Source organism: Nocardia sp. NBC_01388, from assembly GCF_045040085.1.
Lineage (GTDB): Bacteria > Actinomycetota > Actinomycetes > Mycobacteriales > Mycobacteriaceae > Nocardia.
The window spans coordinates 8,172,413-8,187,816 of the sequence record NZ_CP109553.1; the positions used below are offsets into that span (position 1 = coordinate 8,172,413).

Annotated in this window: 10 protein-coding genes; 6 read left to right on the forward strand and 4 right to left on the reverse strand. The window is 65.3% G+C overall.

The features are described from left to right. Nucleotides 1-75: 75 nt before the first annotated feature. Nucleotides 76-3,327 carry an arabinosyltransferase domain-containing protein gene (locus tag OG716_RS38560; RefSeq protein WP_405140232.1) on the reverse strand — a complete coding sequence of 1,084 codons (3,252 nt, stop codon included), beginning with the start codon at nt 3,325-3,327 and terminating at the stop codon, nt 76-78. Between the two features lie 350 nt (nt 3,328-3,677). On the opposite strand from OG716_RS38560, the gene OG716_RS38565 reads away from it, so the two are divergent. Further along, nucleotides 3,678-5,342, forward strand: a complete 1,665-nt coding sequence (locus OG716_RS38565; protein WP_405135141.1) for a DUF222 domain-containing protein — start codon at nt 3,678-3,680, stop codon at nt 5,340-5,342. Nucleotides 5,343-6,089: 747 nt separating this feature from the next. On the opposite strand, the gene OG716_RS38570 is transcribed toward OG716_RS38565, so the two are convergent. Next, nucleotides 6,090-6,902 (reverse strand): alpha/beta fold hydrolase, encoded by an 813-nt coding sequence (locus tag OG716_RS38570; protein WP_405135142.1) that lies wholly within the window; start codon nt 6,900-6,902, stop codon nt 6,090-6,092. Between the two features lie 74 nt (nt 6,903-6,976). Between OG716_RS38570 and OG716_RS38575 the strand changes: the two genes are divergently transcribed. Then, on the forward strand, nt 6,977-7,822 hold the full coding sequence (locus OG716_RS38575) for a helix-turn-helix domain-containing protein (RefSeq protein WP_405135143.1): 846 nt from the start codon (nt 6,977-6,979) through the stop codon (nt 7,820-7,822). A gap of 57 nt (nt 7,823-7,879) precedes the next feature. Here the strand turns inward: OG716_RS38575 and OG716_RS38580 are convergent, their stop codons facing one another. Further along, entirely contained in the window at nt 7,880-9,241 is a 1,362-nt protein-coding gene (locus OG716_RS38580; protein WP_405135144.1) for a DUF2252 domain-containing protein, read from the reverse strand. 100 nt (nt 9,242-9,341) lie between these two features. On the opposite strand from OG716_RS38580, the gene OG716_RS38585 reads away from it, so the two are divergent. Then, the gene (locus OG716_RS38585) at nt 9,342-9,698 is read left to right on the forward strand and encodes an immunity 51 family protein (RefSeq protein ID WP_297621924.1); all 357 of its coding nucleotides are present in this window, start codon (nt 9,342-9,344) and stop codon (nt 9,696-9,698) included. Between the two features lie 85 nt (nt 9,699-9,783). Continuing rightward, the gene (locus OG716_RS38590; protein WP_405135145.1) at nt 9,784-10,659 is read left to right on the forward strand and encodes a DMT family transporter; all 876 of its coding nucleotides are present in this window, start codon (nt 9,784-9,786) and stop codon (nt 10,657-10,659) included. On the opposite strand, the gene OG716_RS38595 is transcribed toward OG716_RS38590, so the two are convergent. Continuing rightward, the gene (locus OG716_RS38595) at nt 10,656-11,855 is read right to left on the reverse strand and encodes an AI-2E family transporter (protein ID WP_405135146.1); all 1,200 of its coding nucleotides are present in this window, start codon (nt 11,853-11,855) and stop codon (nt 10,656-10,658) included. The two genes, OG716_RS38590 and OG716_RS38595, sit on opposite strands and share 4 nt — an antisense overlap. 240 nt (nt 11,856-12,095) lie before the next feature. On the opposite strand from OG716_RS38595, the gene OG716_RS38600 reads away from it, so the two are divergent. Both OG716_RS38600 and OG716_RS38605 read left to right on the forward strand, forming a co-directional pair. Further along, entirely contained in the window at nt 12,096-12,755 is a 660-nt protein-coding gene (locus tag OG716_RS38600) for a phosphate signaling complex PhoU family protein (RefSeq protein ID WP_405135147.1), read from the forward strand. A gap of 133 nt (nt 12,756-12,888) precedes the next feature. Further along, on the forward strand, nt 12,889-15,369 hold the full coding sequence (locus OG716_RS38605; RefSeq protein ID WP_405135148.1) for an MFS transporter: 2,481 nt from the start codon (nt 12,889-12,891) through the stop codon (nt 15,367-15,369). The last annotated feature ends 35 nt before the right edge of the window (nt 15,370-15,404 follow it).

The following is a 15,404-nucleotide window of genomic DNA, read 5'->3' on the forward strand; positions in this document are numbered from 1 at the left end:
GTTGTTGCGAACATCCTTGCCGATATGGCCGCACAGCGCAGTACGCCCGCCCGAATACGTACCGCGCTGTCCCGCCTACCGGATACCGAAATTCAGCGGTCCCGGAGTCCACCGGGCCGAACGCTGCACGGTGACGGTGTCGAGCCGTGCCGGGGACGCGCTCGGATCGAACGGGACGAGCCGTTCGATTTCGCCCCAATCGCGTTTCCAATCATCCGCCAGATAGGACGGCAGCACATCGGCACGGGACACCAGGCCGATGTAACCGAGAGGCCCGCCGGAGGTGTGACTTTCCCAATTGCTGGTCATGGTCGCGCCGGAAAGGTCGGGCAGAATGCGGTACCCGGGGGTATCGGCGACCCCGTAGCGGTGCAGCATCGGCTGCTGGCACGGGAACTGCAGGCCGACAAGCCAATCCAGCAGGACCGGGGTGGTGTGGCCGACCAGGTCGTCGAGGGTGCGCAACTGCGGAACCCGTGGCGGGGTCACCGCCACCCACTGCTGTGGATCGGAGCTGTCGACGGTGGCGACAATCCGCACGGCCGTCGCCTGAGACGGCAACTGCTGCAGGGGAACTCGCAGGTTCCGCCAGGACGGCTGGAGCACACTCACGTCATCGGGTGTGACGCGTCCGAGCGGCTGCACGTCAGTGCCGGTGGTCGCGCCGTATTCGACCTGGACGCTCTGACCGGGCACCGGCAGATTGTCGATATCGGTCGAGGCGATGCGCCCGGCGGCGGCGATGGCGATGATCCGGCCCCGATCGCCGTGCGCGTCCGGGGCGGGCAGGCGGTACCAGCCGGAGGTGAGTGTTTTCGTGGCGCCCGGGCTGCCGTAGCTGCCGAGTACCGGTGTGGTGGCCGGATTCAATCCGAAGGGCAGCGGAACCGTGCTGCCGTGCGCCCCCGCGCCCCCATGCTCAGCGCTGTTGTCCTTGGTCCCGGCCTTGGTGGTGGTGCCCGCACTGCCGAGGGATTGGCCGACGGAAGCGGAGGCCGCGTCCGAGGCGTCCGGAGTCAGGTCGGTGAGATTGACGCCATTGGGAGTGAAGCCGCTGGCCGCCGTGCCCAGGGTGGTTGCGGGATCTCCCGAAACAGGTTGCAGCATCCCCGCATTCGGATCAGGCTCGACCAGCACATCGTTCGCCAGCCCACACGGTTTGCCGGCCAGCGCGGCCAGATTCGACTTCGCCAGCGAATACGCCGGATACTGCTCGACTCCGGCTTTGACGAAGGAGGCCAACTCGAAGGTCACCACCAGCGCCGCGGCAATCGTCAGAATCGGAATGCGCCGTCGCGGCCGATACTCGGTGCGGCGGAAGGGTTCCCGAATGTGCAGCCACCCCGCAACTCCGACCAGCAGCACCGCGACAGCCAGCAGAACCGTGCCCGCCGCGATGCCGTGCACCGATATCGGCTTGTCCCACCAGGGAATTCGATAACTGGCCACATACCACCAGCCGTTCGAACTCGAGAACGACACTGCCAGCACGGCGAACACGGCGGCCGCGAAGAGCGCCCGATTGCGCGGCGACCGCATGACTCTCGGCCCCGCCGCAACAGCCGCCACAACCGCGACCACACCGGCGAGCCCCGCGAATACCCCCAGATGATGGGTGAACTTTGTCGGTGAGAGCACCATCAGCGGCAGCGCGGCCAGCGTGGTCCCCACAATGCGCCGAGTGGGTCCGGCCGCGAGACCGGGAATCCGCCCGCTGCCGCGCAGCAGCGCCAGCACCGACAATGCCAAGGCCAGGAACATGATCAGCATGGCGAACCGGCGCGCCATCGAGCCGTCCGGGGTGGCCTGGAAGAGATCCTGATAGACCAGCGACTCGTCGTACCACGGCATATCCGGGCCGACCACATTGTGCGCCTGGCTCATAGCGCTGACTTCGGCGATCGGCTGGCCCGCGAAGACGATCGCGAGAATCGCCAGTCCGGTGGCGGCAGCCGGGGCGATCAATGCCGTGTATCCGACCTTGCGTGCCCGCTCGACGATGATCTGCACCAGCGGTCGAGCCCCGGCCAGCAGCGCCGCGAAGCAGATCAGGCCCGCCGGGTTCGTGACCACCGCCAGCGCCGCCGGAATCAAAGCGAGTGCAGCGGGAGCGAGGCGACGGGTCGCGAGCGCGCGTTCCATCGAGACCCACACCAGCAATACGCCCAGCGCGACCGCGGGTTCGGGCCGCATACCATTGTTGTAGGGCAGCCAGAAAGCCAGGAACACCAGCCCACCGGCCCAGATCGCGGCCCGCTCCCGCCGTGCGCCGACACCGAGCCGCGGCACCACCTCACGGCTGATCAGCAGCCAGCACACAATGCCGAAGACCAATTCCGGTAGTCGCACCACAATGCTCGCCGGCGAAATCCGCGACAGCAGCTCGAAAACATTGTCGTAGGGAATCCCGATCGGTGTCTCGGGCACACCGAAGTAGGCGAAGTAGTTCGCCAGATACCCTGCGTGCCCGGCTGTTCGTGCCATACCGAAGATGTATCCGTCGTCGGCGGTCCCGACCCCGATGAAGTACCAGAGGACCAGGATCGCGATAACCACGCTGTCCACCGCCCGCGGCCGCCACCAGCCGTGCGGCAGCACTCGGCGATTACGGCGACCGTCCAGGCCGTCGAGCCTGTGCAATGCGAACAGCGCCAATGCTGTCGCGGCCAGAGCGCCGATGATCGCAGCCAGCTTCAGGGCTGTGGGGGAGGTGGTGAAGCGGGAGTCGATCACCACGTCGGCCCGCATTCCCGCGGGTGCGCTGCCGGTGAGGCCGGTGAATACGCCTACCAATTGGGGCCGGTGGTCGCCATCCTGCACGACCGGAGCGGCGCCGCTGACATTCACGGTGGTGCGGGCACTGTCGGAGGCGATCGATACCTGACAGCCCTGGGGCAGGTCGGCAACGGCGGTATCGACGAGCACTTTGTCGCGCAGCACCACCTGGAGTCGGTTACCGGCGTCAGCGGGAGCGACAAGCACATTCAGGCCGTAATGCCATGCCTGTCCGGATGCGGGCGGGACGGTCGAGAGTAGGTTCCCGCCACGAGGTCCCAGCGCGGAAATTGCGGCACAGGGGACGTCGATATTCGTGCTGACCGGTGAATATGACACCAATGGCGACGTCGCGCCTGTTGCCTGTCCGCCTTGCGGCCAAGAGAACGACGCTTGCTGCTGCTGAACTGGGAGCAGTGGCACTGCCACCGCCAGTAGCGCACCGAAAATACCCGCAACGATCGCGACAATTCGCCATAATCGGGCAGAATTTTGTTGCTCGACTTGGGAATCCAGTGGTTGATCGTCGGGCGGCTGTCTTCGGCTGAGCACCAAGGTCACGCTTTCGGATACTAGCAACGGTGTTGGTTCGGTGGTGGCATGCAAGACCGGGAAGAGGTGTGAGAAGCCTGGGAGTCGTACCCGGCTTACGCTGCCGCCGGCCTGGGAGGCGGGGCCAGGCTTCCGGCGGGAAGGCTGGCTGTGGTCCCGTTCTAGAGAAACAAGAGAGCGAGGTACAAGAGATAAAGATGCCTGGACGAGAAGGAGAGAAAACGGCAAAAGAACAAGACGGAAAAGAGCAAGAGGTGCGAAAGAGGCTGGTCGGTCCGTCGGTCTGAATATTCTTATATCACAACATGATTCGCCTTTCCTGGCCTATGGTGCGGCGGTAGGATAGGGGTATGAATTCAGGGGGAGAATCCGCGAATACCGGCAGTGCCCGTGCACTGTCGGTGGCGGTCGATCACCTCCTGAACGCTTGCCTGGTTCCGTTGCAGGATGATGAATTCATCGCGGTGATGCGGGAAGTGGAAACGTGTAAACGCAAGCTCGAAGCCGTGCAGACCCGGTTCGTGGTGGAGACCACCAGCCGTGGGTTGGCTCAGCGTGGTGGTGTTGCGTCTGCGAAGGTGTTCCTGCGTCAAACCTTGGGTATCTCCCGCGCTGATGCTGCGTCCCGGGTGGGTCTCGCGGTGGAGACCGGTCCGCGCATCGTCTCGGGTGTGGAACTCGAACCGACCCTTGCGCATGTGGCTGCCGCGCATCGTGAGGGGGTGATCGGTGTGGATCATGTGCGTCGGATCATGACGGTGATGAACCGTTTGCCCGGCAGCCTCGACGCCGATGTGCGTGAGGCCACGGAGTTGCAGTTGACCGAGTTCGCGCCCACCGGTTACCCGGAAGGGTTGCCCGTCATGGGGGAAGTGCTGCTCGCGGGTTTGGATCCGGATGGTTCGTTGAGTTCGGAGGCGGATCGGGACCGGATGCGCGGGCTGACCCTCGGGGCCGAGCGTGCTGATGGGATGTCGCCGTGGAACGGGGAGATCAACCGCAAGCTGCGGTCGGTCCTCGAGCCGATGTTCGCCAAGCTCGCCCGCCCCGGTATGTGCAACCCGAAGGACCCGCAGAGTCCGTGGGTGTCGGACCACAAGCTCAGCGCACAGGAGTTGGCGGCGTGTGTCGAGCGTGATACGCGTTCTCCGGCGCAGCGTAATCATGATGCGTTGCTGGCGTTTTTGCGTCCGGAGTTCGGTGGCCCGGCCAAGCTGGGTAAGCATCGGGGGTTGCCGGTGTCGGTGATCGTGACGATGAGCGTGTCCGATCTGGAAGCCGAAGCCGGTGTGGCCACGACCGCCTCGGGTGGGATCGTGTCGATCCCGGAAGCCTTGGAGTTGGCGGTGCAGTCGAACAAGTATCTGGCGGTGTTGAATCCGGTGGGGTTGCCCCTGTATCTGGGTCGGGGTGAGCGGTCGGCGGATCTGGAGCACCTCCGCAGTTCCTCGGGTATCGAGAGCGGCATCGAGGGTGAGTCCCGCTCGGTCACCTCAGACCGCGACTCCCACTCCTCGGGTACCGAGCGGTGCACCGAGCGTAAGTCTGGGTCGGTGAGCCTCGGCGCAGGCACTCGGCCCGCGTGTTTGGTGTTCGGTCCGCGAACCTTCGGTGCCGACCGGATTCCCCGGCTGGCCGGCCCCGCTCAACGACTGGCGCTCATCGCCTCCGAAAAAGGCTGTACCCGGCCCGGGTGTGACGCCCCGGCGACGATGTGCGCGGTGCACCACATCACCGAATGGGCCCAGGGTGGGCCCACCGATATCGACAACCTCACCCTCGCATGCGATCACTGCCATGCCCAAGTGCACGACGGGCCCGGAGGATGGAAAACCGTGGTCATGGGACCGGACTCGCAGTTCGCGGGGCGGACCGGATGGATCGGGCCCCCGCACATCAACCCGACCGGGGAACCACAGGTCAACCACCTGCATCATCCGTTGGAGCTGAAAGCTGCTGCGCTGGCACGGATCCGGGCCCGCAACGAACGAGAATGGCAGCACTACCGGCAATAGGCCGTCACCTACCCGCCAAACACCTGTTCCACCGCCGGGCTTTTGCCTGTCGGTGCTACAGGTCGTTGTGCGGGAGGGTATTTCGGGTTCTCGGTCTTCGGGTTCTTGGTCTTTCGGGTTTTGTCTTTTCGGGTTTCGTCTCTGAAACCGGACCACAGCCGGTCGACTCTGCTGGTACCGCAGGGTCTCCCGGTAACCGCGGAAGGTAAACCGGGTACCTCTCCCGACGCCACCAGCACGGCCATCCCGGGCCCTGCCCGCACCCCGGTGACCCACCACCGCCTCTCGACGCACGCAACCCAGGTGCACCGGCCTCATCTCGGCCTCGAATCCCCCTCAAGCCGGGCACCGCCCAGCCCTTCCCGACCGCACAGCAGGTGTCCGCGCGGCACAGACCCCATAACCGCTGTGCCGCAGAGACACCCGCTGTTCCATTCCCAGCAGCCGACGGCTTCTATGCCGAAACGGTCGGTGCACCTGGGTTTCTTGCATCCCGGGCAGGGTTGATCAGCGAGAGGGTGCGGGCAAAGCCCGAGATGGCCGTGCTGGGCGCGTTGGGAGGGGTACCCGGGCTACCTTCCGCAGTTGGGAGGGCTGGCTGCGGTGCCAGCTCGGTCGACCGGCTGTGGTTGCGTTCTCGAGACAGAACATAACGACGAAGACGGCTGGTGCTCGAGCGCTGAACGTCCCCCGCTACTGTCTGTCAATGCCCGCCTCCCGGCGGTCTTTGTGATGGCCGATTGGGAGTTAGGAGGTTGCGGGACTTACTTTTTCGCTGAGGAACTTGTGTAAGCGGGTGGCGAGGGTGGTGGGGATTTCCAGGGGGGAGAGGTGGCCTGTTTCGGGGAGTGTTTCGAGTTCGGCGGTGGGGAGGTGGGGGAGGAGGTGTTCGAGAAGTGTTGCGGGTGGGTCTACCTGGTCGTGTTCGCCTGCGAGGATCAGGACGGGCGCTGTTATGGAGGCCACGGTTGTGGTGATGTCTTGGGCGATCGAATGTAGGGGCCAGGCGGAGCGGGCGGGTGGGGTGGTGGCGAGGCTGTCGGTCACTACCTGGGCTTGCAGGTCAGGGGGGAGTGGGTGGTGGGTGAGTACGTGGGTGACGGCTGCTGTGATGGTGTCTTCGCTGTCGTAGGCGTGTGAGAGTCCCTGCTGCTCCGGCTCGCTGATGGCCGGGTGCGCGGGAGCCGGGGCGATCAATATGACGCCGATCAATCCTGCGGGCCTGCGGGCGGCGAAGAGCTGCACGACTTTTCCGCCCATCGAGTGGCCGATCAGGACGTACTGGCGCGCACCGAGTTCGGTGACTATGCGCTCCAGATCGTCTGTCAGCTGGTCTATTTCGTAGGGGCCGGGAAGGTCCCGGGATCGGCCCCAGCCGCGATGGTCATAAGTTACCACCGGGCCTGCCCAATTCAGTTCCCCGATCAGCGGGCGCCAGGTGCGGTGGGAGCCGCCCCAGTAGTGCAGGAAGATCAGTGTCGGTACCTCGGGATCACCGGGTTGCAGCTGGATTTCCAGTGAACCACCCTGTACCGCAATAGTTTCAGTCTTGATGGTCATGGTGTCGACCTCTCTTTCGCTCTATGTCGACGCTATTCGGAAAGCGCGATCCCGACGAGGTACATTCATGACTGATGACGGTCAAAAATGGACACGACCGGCAGATCCTGCCGATGCGGTATGAGTCCGGTGCGCTATCTGCCCTGGGCCTCGAGATACTGACCTTCGACGAGCTGCGCACCATGCGCGCGGGCACCGAGTCCTCCCCGGTGATCAGGGCTGACTTCCATGTACTGGCGAGCTGTACCGACGGCAACGGCCGATTGCGGGTCGACTTCGCGGCACACCCCTTCGGTGCGGGCGACCTGGCGTGGATACGCCCGGGCTGGACCCATCGCTGGGACGACATCACCGACGTCCAGGGCAGCCTCGTCCTGCTCCGCCCGGAATTCGTCTCCACGGCGATCATCGGCGCCGATCCACCGGGGATGCTGGTCTCCCCGATGTCGAAGACCACACCCCTCATCACCGAGGCAATCGAGCACCTCCGAAGCGAATACGCCGCGGTCGAGGTCGACCCCCTCCCCGACTCGGCCAGGATCCTCCGCAACCTACTGGAGGTGATCCTCCTGCGAACGCGAGCCGGACAGCATTTCCGCGCCACCGGCGAAGTCTTCGACGCCTTCGCCCGCGCCGTTGAGGACCATCACCACGAATCCCGCGAACTCTCCTGGTATGCAAGCGAACTCGGCTACTCCGCCCGCACCCTGAGCCGAGCGTCCCACGCCGCCGCCGGCATGAGCGCCAAACAGTTCATAGACGATCGCGTAATCCTCGAAGCCAAACGCCTACTGGTCCACGGCGACCTGACCGCCACCGAATGTGCCCGCCGCCTCGGCTTCGACGACACCGCGAACTTCGCCAGATTCTTCCGCACCCGAACCGCCACTTCCCCCTGCCGCTTCAAAGCCGCTGCTTGACGCTGCTGCCGCTTGACGCTGCTGCCGCCACCTGACGTTGCGACCGCCCCTGCAACCTCAGTCGGTGGCGGCGTCTATCCGGCCGGATTTGATTGCGGCCTGGAGGGTGTCGTAGTCGGTGAGGGTTTGATTGGCGTACGCGAGGGCGAATTCGCCCATGGCACGGTCGAATACGTCATTGGTGCCCAGGTAGGCGGATATGGCGACGCGATCGCCGGAGCGGGCGTGGCCGCGGGCCAGGGTCTGGCCGCAGAGGGTAGCGTATTGGCGGAGTTCAGCGAAAGACATATCGTCGATTGTCAACGAGCCCTTCATATCTCGGAGCTGACGCCAGTAGTAGAAGTTGCCGTCGGGGCCGGTGGCCCAGCCCAGGAAGATACCGCTGGCGGCCTGGGTGAGGCGCTGGCCGTGCACTACGCGGTGGCCCTGATGCCGGAAGACACTGGAGCGCAGGTATTGCGCGAGCACCGATTCTTCGGCCTGCTTCACTTGCAGAAACAGCGGATCGCCGGTGGCGCGGCCGGTGAGCAGAGCGATGAAGCAGCGGGTGCCGACACTGCCCACTCCGACGACCTTCATAGCGATATCCCGCAATTGGTAGCGATTCAGCAGAACGCGCCGCTCCTCCGGCAATGTATTGCCATAGTCGATCAGCACCGAATCCAGGTCCGCCAGTTCGGTATTGGGAACAGTCATGACCAGCGGCGGATCCTGTTTGATGCGCGGCGTGCCATCAGGTCCGGGCTCGGTGAGTTTGTCGAGCGCCTGCAGACTGGTGCGCGACTTCGCCTTGCTGATCACCTTTTCGGTGCGCTTGCGGTCCTTCGGGCTCAGCAGCTCGGCGACCTGCTCGGCATCGACTCGCTCGTACCAGACCTCGGTATCGCCGATCCCGGCCAGCCGGTTCATGGTCTCGCGGTAGGCGGTGGCCGCGGCGGCACCGGCCTCGCTCGCCTCGTCGTCGTCGCAGCCATTGGCGCGCGCCGCGACGGCGACACTCGCTACCAACCGTTTCACATCCCATTCGAACGGCCCGGGGAGGGTTTCGTCGAAGTCGTTGATATCGAAGATGAGTGAGCGCTCGGGCGAGGCGAACAACCCGAAGTTCGACAGATGCGCGTCACCGCACAGCTGGACGGTGAGCCCGGTATTCGGCCCGGCCGCGAGATCGGCGGCCAAGATCGCGGGTGCGCCCCGGTAGAACGGGAATTGCCCGGCGGCCATGCGCGCGTATCGAATTCGCACCAGCTCCGGCACCCGGGTGGCCGCCTGCCGCTCCAGCACCTCGATCGGATCGATCCGATCGGCCGCTGGTTCCCACTGGCCCAAGCTCGTCCGCGGCACTTGCTTGCGGACCGCTCGGCCCTCCTCGGCGGTGTCGGCGCCGGCAGTGCTCACCGCGGTATCCGATGTCGTCATGCTCGGACTCTAGTGCCTCGCCTGTGGCGAACCCGCAGCTGACGGCCCCGGGTGTGTGCACTGCATGCGCTTGTCAGGGCCGGTCGGTACCGTCCGCGCTGTGACTGATCGTGAAACCTTCGCACCCCTGGTCTTTTTCGAGTACGACCACAACCCCGGCAACTACTGCCTCATGCTCTCGGACAACCACATGGTCGAGTTGGAGGAGAACTTCACCGAGGCCGGGTACGAGGGCAATGGTTACGGCTGGGCCGGTGTCGCCCAGTCCGCTGTGAGCCTGCGCGCCCCCGAACTCGCCGAGCGCATCAATTTCGACCCGGAGGCGGGCACGTTCGTCGCCTACGGGACCGATGCGGAGGCGCTGCGGCAACTGGGTCTCCTACTGCAGGAGGCATTCCAGGATCAGACGGTGCTCACCGGATTCATCGCGGCCGGCGATCCGGAATGGTTCGACTGACCCCGCGGGATGGATGCGGGTAGCGGCGGCGTTCCCGTGTCGGAGTGTTCGCATACGCTCCGGGGCGATCGGAAGGAGTGCCGTCATGAGCCGGCGTGGTTGGGCATTGTTCCTGGGTATGGGCGTCATCTGGGGCGTCCCGTACGCCATGATCCGGGTCGCGGTCGGCGACTTCGATCCGGTGGTGGTGGCCTTCGGCCGCACCGCCCTCGGCGCGCTCGTGCTGCTGCCTATTGCCCTGTACACCAAGGTCTTCCTGCCCGTCCTGCGGCAGTGGCGCTGGCTGCTGGTCTACACCCTCGTCGAGATCACCGGGCCCTGGCTGCTCATCGGTCAGGCCGAGAAGGCGCTGACCAGTTCCACGGTCGGCCTGCTGATCGCGGCGGTCCCGCTGATCGCCATTGTCCTGGTGACCGCGGGCGGCCACGAGCGCCTCGACACCCGCCGCATCATCGGCCTGCTGATCGGCTTCGCCGGTGTGGCCACGCTGGTCGGCCTTGATATCGATGTCTCGAATATGGGTGCGCTCGGCGCGATCGCCATCAGCGTGGTCGGCTACGCGCTCGGCCCGATCATCATCTCCCGCAAGCTCACCGGTCTCCCACCCATCGGCGTGGTAACCGCCACGCTGGTGTTCGCCGCCGTCATCTACCTGCCGTTCGCGATGCTGCGCCTGCCCGCGCACTATCCGGCCGCTGCCAGCTGGTCGGTGGTCGGGCTGGGCCTGCTCTGCACCGCACTGGCTTTCGTGGTGTTCTTCGCGCTCATCGGCGAGGTCGGCCCGGCCCGCGCCACCGTCATCACCTACATCAATCCGGCCGTGGCCCTGCTCATCGGCGTGAGCCTGCTGCACGAGCCGCTGACCACGGGAATGGCCATCGGCTTCCCGCTGGTGATCCTGGGGTCGATCCTGGGCACCGCGCGGTCCCGCACCGAAATCCCGGAGCCCGCACCCGCCTAACGTTTCTTGCGCGCCTTGCCGCCGGCGCGTTCGATCCGCGGATCCTCATTGACCTCATAGCGCTTCACGTACTCGCTCAGGAACGCCTGCAGCGTGGCGGTCGCCGGAATGGCCAGCAGCGCGCCCACAGCCCCCAGCAGCGCCCCGCCCACAATGACCGACAGCAGCGCCACCGCCGGGTTCACATCGACCGTTCGGGCGGTGATGCGCGGCTGCAGCACATAATCCTGGAGCCACTGGTAGACCACCACGAAGATGACGATCCACACGGCATCGATCGGTTTGATGGTGAGCGCCACCAGAATCGGCAGAATGCCCGCGATGTACGTGCCGATGGTCGGGACAAAGGAGGCAATGACGCCGAACCAGATCCCGAGCGCAAAGGCGTTCGGAATCCCCAGGATCCAGAGAAACGCGCCGTGCGTGAGCGCGGAGATGACGGCGAGCAATGCCCGTGAGTAGAGATATCCGCCGGTCTTGTCGATCGCCAGATCCCAGGCGTGCAGCACCGCGCCCTGCTTCGCCGGCGGCAGCAGTGAGCACAGTGAGCGGCGCAGCTTGGGTCCGTCCGCGGTCATGTAGACGCTGAACAGCGCGATGGTGACGATCCGGGCGAAGCCGCCGAGCACGGTATTCGACAGTCCCCATACGTTATTGGCCGCCCGCTCGGCATACGAGCTGATCACGTCGGAGTCCTTGAACAGCCGATCGCGCAGCTGGTCCACGGTGAAATTCTGATGGAACGTGTGGTTGACCCAGCTGACCAATTCCTCCAGCAGGCGCGGCAACTCGTCGAGCACATTCCCGACCGTCTCCACCATCAGGATGCCGAGCGTGACGAGGAATCCGATGGTGCAGGCGAACACGATGATGAAGACGATCGCGGTCGCGAGTCCCCGATTGACGCCGCGCGCGGCCATCCCGTCCACGGCCGGTTCCATGGCCAGCGAGATGAAGAACGCGACCGTCATCATGATGGCGATGCCGATCAGTTCGTGTGCAGCCCAATTGGCGAGCTCGAACAGCCCGAGCAGGGCCAGCGCCATCACCATGGCGCGGGGCAGCCATACCGGCATCCGGCTCTCGGGCGGCGGCGCGTCCCCGGATCGCGCGGTGCTGCCTGAGTGGGTGCCGTCGGAGGCGGTGCTCTCGACCGTCTCGTCGTTCTGCTCGGAAGCAGCGGGATGGGCGGCCATCGGTCCAGTGTCGGGTAAGGCGCGCGGTTTTTCTCTCCCGACGCACCGGGTCGAACCGCCGTCTATAGCATCCCGGCGAACGAACATCCGGTGAATCGAATTCGACGTCTGGACATCACCGCGTCATCAATACGACTGGTCGGTTGGTTATTTTTCGATGACGTGGCCGAGACGCATTCGGAGGGAATGCTTTTGCCGCGATATTGTGCAGTTGTGTGGGCGGGCGGACAAGATATGCGAGTGCGAACGAAATTCTCCATCGAGCTCATGGCGCTGACCGACGAGTTGGCGCATATGGCGCGGTTGGCGCATGAGTCGGCCGAGCGTGCCTCGGTGGCGCTGGTGGGCAGTGACCTCACTGCGGCCTACGAGGTGTTCGCGCTCGAGGAGCAGGTGCAGATCGAGCACGCCAAATGCGAGGACCGATCGGTCATCCTGCTGGCTCTCGAAGCGCCCGTGGCGCGTGATTTGCGCCACGTGGTGACCGCCATCCAGATCGCCGACGATCTCCTGGGCGTCGCGGCCGCGCTGAGCCGGGTGGCCGATGTGGTGGTCCGCCGCTATCCGGAACCGGTTGCCCTGCAACCCCTCAGCGAGATGCTCGCGGAAATCTCCGGCGCCGTAGCCGATATGGCGGGGACCGTGGTGAGAGTCATTGCCGCCCAGAACCCGCCACGGGATCGGATACTGGTGCCGCGTGACGAGACGCTGGACCGATTGCGGGCGCAGGTCGCCGACGCCGCCTCCGATGCCGGCTGGCCGCACGGCAGCGCCATGGCCATCGATATCGCCATGCTCGCGCACCACTTCGGGCGCTGCGCCGACCACAGTGTGCGCATCGGTCAGCTCATTCGCTTCTTCCACACCGGAATTCCGCTGTACGCACAAGTGGAGGGGTAACCGCCTCATATCGGGGGTGTGTCGTAAGGGTCCGTATCGCCAGGAGTACGCTGCCCGAATTGCTTCATGGCGAGGTCTTTTCGAGTAGCACCGCACCTATACGGACACCCGAAATCCGACAAGGGCCCCAAACATGACGAATACCATGACCAAGCCGCGGGTTATCCCGCCGGCTCTGGATTCCGATGCGAGAGCGGAACTCTCACATCGGCAGATTATGACCATTTTGTCCGGTCTCCTACTGGGCGTATTCCTGGCCGCCCTGGACCAGAACATTGTGAGCGTGGCGATCGTTCGAATCGCCAATAGCCTGCACGGCTTCGACCAGCAGGCCTGGGCCACCACGGCCTACCTCATCACCGCCACCATCAGCACCCCGCTGTACGGCAAGCTCGCCGATATCTACGGCCGAAAACCCTGCTATCTCATCGCCATCGGGGTCTTCGTGCTCGGCTCGGTGGCCTGCACCTTCGCCACCAGCATGTATCAGCTCGCGGGATTTCGTGCGGCGCAGGGCATCGGCGCGGGCGGGCTCATGTCGCTGGCCTTCACGATTATCGGCGATATCGTGCCGCCCCGCGAAAGGGTGCGCTACCAGGGCTATTTCATGATGTGCTTCGGTATCGCCACCGTGCTCGGCCCGGTCCTGGGCGGCTGGCTCTCCAATGCCGACCACCTGCTCGGGCTGGAGGGCTGGCGGTGGGTGTTCCTGGTGAACGTGCCCATCGGCGTGCTCGCCATGCTGGTGGTCGCCAAGGTGCTGAATGTGCCGTTCCCGCGGCGCGACTATCGCACCGACTGGCTGGGCGCGATCACCCTGACCATTGCCACCGTGCCACTGCTCATCATCGCCCAGCAGGGCCGGGATTGGGGCTGGAGCTCCCATCGCGCACTGGCCTGCTACGGCATCGCGGCGGCCGGGCTGGTGCTGTTCGTCATTGTGGAACTGCTCATGAAGGATGCCGCGCTGATTCCGCTGCGGCTCTTCACCAGCGGCACCTTCAGTATTGCCATTATCGGCGGTTTCATTGTGGGCGTTGCCATGTTCGGCGCGATCGTCCTGGTGCCGCTGTATTTCCAAGTAGTGCGCGGATACTCGCCGACTCGGGCCGGATTGTTCATGCTGCCGCTGGTGGTGGGCATCATGGTCGGCGCGCAATTGGCCGGGCTGATCACCAAGTTCACCGGGCGCTACAAGATGCTGCCGGTGGCGGGTTCGATGGTCATCGCGATCGGTTCGGTGCTCTTCGCCCGCGTGCACTACGACAGCGCGATGTGGCAGCCGCTGCTGTACTGCGGCATCATCGGTTTCGGCCTGGGCGGCTGTATGCAGACGCTCGTCATCGCGGCCCAGAATGCCGGTCCGCGTTCGGATATGGGCGTCTCGACCGCCTCGGCAACCTTCTTCCGCCAGATGGGCGGCACGCTGGGGGTGGCGGTCTTCCTGACCATCCTGTTCAATCTGCTGCCGCACCGGATTCTGCACGCCTTCGGCGGCCGCCTGCCGGACGGCTTCGATGCCGCGCAGCTGGGCCGAATCCAGAGCAATACCACCGGGATCGCCGCGCTCCCCGATGAGCTGCGGGTGCCCATTCTGATCGGCTTCACCGATGCCATGAGCGGCGTGTTCTATGTCGCCGCGGCTGTTGCGGTGGTGGCCGCCGTGGTGCTCATGTTCATGAAAGAGATTCCGCTGCAGGACAGTCCGGCCCCCGTGGTGGTCGAGGCGCTGCCGGAACCCGAGCCTGAGCCGGAACCGGAACCGGAGCCGCAGCCCGAACCTGAACCCGAGCCGGAGCCGGAGCCGGAGCCGGAACTGCGGATCATCGAGCCGGCCGGTCTGGCTATCTCCGGATGTGTGCACCGCGAGGACGGCCACTCGATTCCCGATGCCGTGCTGACGCTGATCAATCAGCGGGGACACCAGGTTTCGCGTGCCATCGGCACCGCCGACGGCGGCTATCAGATCGGGGTGCCGCGTGCGGGCGGGTACGTGCTGATCGTCTCGGCGAGCGGATACCAGCCCTCCGCGGTCACCATCACCGTCGGCCGCCGCCCGCAGCAGCTGGATATCGCGCTCATCGGTTCGGGCGAGGTCTCGGGCGTGGTGCGTTCGGCGGGCCGGGGTGCGCCGCTGGCCGATGCCACGGTCACCCTTACCGATGCCTTCGGCGATGTCATCGGCTGTGCCGTCACCACCGCCGACGGCGGGTACGTCTGCCGCGGCGTGCTGGCGGGCACCTACACCCTGGTGGTGGTGGCCGAGCATATGCGGCCCGCCGCATCGACGCTGACCGTGCCCGATACCGGAATGCTGCGCCACGATGTGGAATTGCTGCCACGCGCGGTGCTGGCCGGCTCGGCGAGCACCGAGGCCGGATACGCGGTTCCGGACGCGCAGATCACGGTGCTCGACGAGGGCGGTGATCTGATCGCCGTCACTCGCACCGACGACACCGGTCACTATGTGGTGCCTGATCTGGCCGACGGCCGCTACACGGTGATGGCGCGCGGATATCCGCCGGTCTTCAGCCGCGTCACGGTGGTCGACGGTGAAGTGGCGCACGATGTGCTGCTCGGCTACGAGCGGGTGGAATCGGTGGATCGGGTGTAGCGCGGATTTCCGGCCCGAGGGGAATTTCCGATTTC